This is a genomic window from Candidatus Protofrankia californiensis (assembly GCF_900634765.1).
GTDB lineage: Bacteria > Actinomycetota > Actinomycetes > Frankiales > Frankiaceae > Protofrankia > Protofrankia californiensis.
The window spans coordinates 10,263-12,005 of sequence record NZ_CAAAFT010000412.1 but is presented as its reverse complement, the minus strand read 5'-3'; the positions used below and the strand labels follow the sequence as shown (position 1 = coordinate 12,005).

Here is a 1,743-nt window from a genome sequence, read left to right as displayed (position 1 = left end):
GCGTGACCTCGCCCTGCCCGACTTCCGCGACTACGCCGTGGATGTCGTCAACCCGGCCACCACCTTCAGCGAGGCGACCAGAGTCCTCGGCGGCTTCCTGCGGGACGTGATGACGGCGAACCCGACGACGTTCCGGGTCATGGGCCCGGACGAGACCGCCTCCAATCGCCTCGGCGCGCTGTTCCAGGCGACCTCCCGGGCCTGGAACGCGCAGATCGTCGACGGTGACGACGATCTGGCGCCGGACGGCCGGGTCATGGAGGTGCTGTCGGAGCATCTGTGCCAGGGCTGGCTGGAGGGATATCTCCTCACCGGCCGGCACGGGTTCTTCTCGTGCTACGAGGCGTTCATCCACATTGTCGACTCGATGGTGAACCAGCACGCGAAGTGGCTGAAGACGACCCGCCACATCCCGTGGCGGCGTCCGATCGCGTCCCTGAACTACCTGCTCACCAGCCATGTCTGGCGACAGGACCACAACGGCTTCTCCCATCAGGACCCGGGCTTCATCGACCACGTGGTCAACAAGAAGGCGGAGATAATCCGCGTATACCTCCCGCCGGACGCGAACACGCTGCTGTCCGTCGCCGATCACTGCCTGCGCAGCCGGCATTACATCAACGTCATCGTGGCGGGCAAACAGCCGGCGCTGAACTACCTGCCGATGGACGCGGCGATCGCCCACTGCACCAGGGGCATCGGGATCTGGGATTGGGCCAGCAACGACTACGAACCCGCCGGCGGCGGTCTGCCCGACGTGGTCATGGCCTGCGCCGGTGACATTCCGACCCTGGAGACCCTGGCCGCGGTCGACATCCTGCGACGCAACTTCCCCGACCTGAAAGTGCGTGTCGTCAACGTCGTCGACCTGATGTGCCTGCAGGACGAAGGCGAGCATCCGCACGGGATCTCCAACGCCCGGTTCGACGCGTTGTTCACCTCAGACCGGCCAGTGATCTTTGCCTATCACGGATATCCGTGGCTGATTCACCGGCTGACCTACAAGCGGACCAATCACAACAACATCCATGTCCGCGGCTACATCGAGGAAGGCACGACCACCACGCCGTTCGACATGGTGATGATGAACAACCTCGACCGGTTCCACTTGGTGATCGACGTGATCGACCGGGTGCGGTCGCTGGGCGCCCGTGCCGCGCACGTCCGGCAGGACATGGTGGACGCGCGGATCGCGGCTCGGGCGTACACCCGTGACTTCGGCACGGACATACCCGAGATCTCCGACTGGACCTGGCCCTACTGACGCTCCAGCGGCGTGAGCATCAGCGGCGTGAACATTCTCGTGGTCAACGCCGGTTCATCCAGCCTGAAGCTCCGGCTCCTCGGGCCGGGCGACATCCCGCTGGCAGCTGTCGACCTTCGCGCGCGGGAGGGCAGGCCGGACCCGGACGAGGTCACCGCCGCGATCACGGATCTGGCACGGCTCGGCGAGCTCGGCGCGGTCGGGCACCGGATTGTGCACGGCGGGACGGCGTTCACCGATCCGGTGGTCGTCACCGACGAGGTGCTCAAGGAGCTGCGGCCGCTGAGCACGCTGGCTCCCCTGCACCAGCCGGCGGCGCTCGCCGCGCTGGCTGAGGTGCGGACCGCGGCGCCTGACATCACACAGGTCGCCTGCTTCGACACCGCGTTCCACGCCCGGATGCCGCCGGCCGCGGCCACCTACGCGGTTCCGACCGACTGGCGGGATCGTCTCGGCGTGCGCCGCTACGGCTTCCACGG

2 pseudogenes are annotated in these 1,743 nt (G+C 67.0%); both read left to right on the top strand.

The window, feature by feature from the left end:
* Nucleotides 1-1,264: pseudogene (locus DD1DGNOD_RS21190) on the top strand (phosphoketolase family protein); the annotation flags it as partial.
* A gap of 27 nt (nt 1,265-1,291) precedes the next feature.
* A pseudogene (locus DD1DGNOD_RS21185) lies at nt 1,292-1,743 on the top strand (acetate/propionate family kinase); the annotation flags it as partial.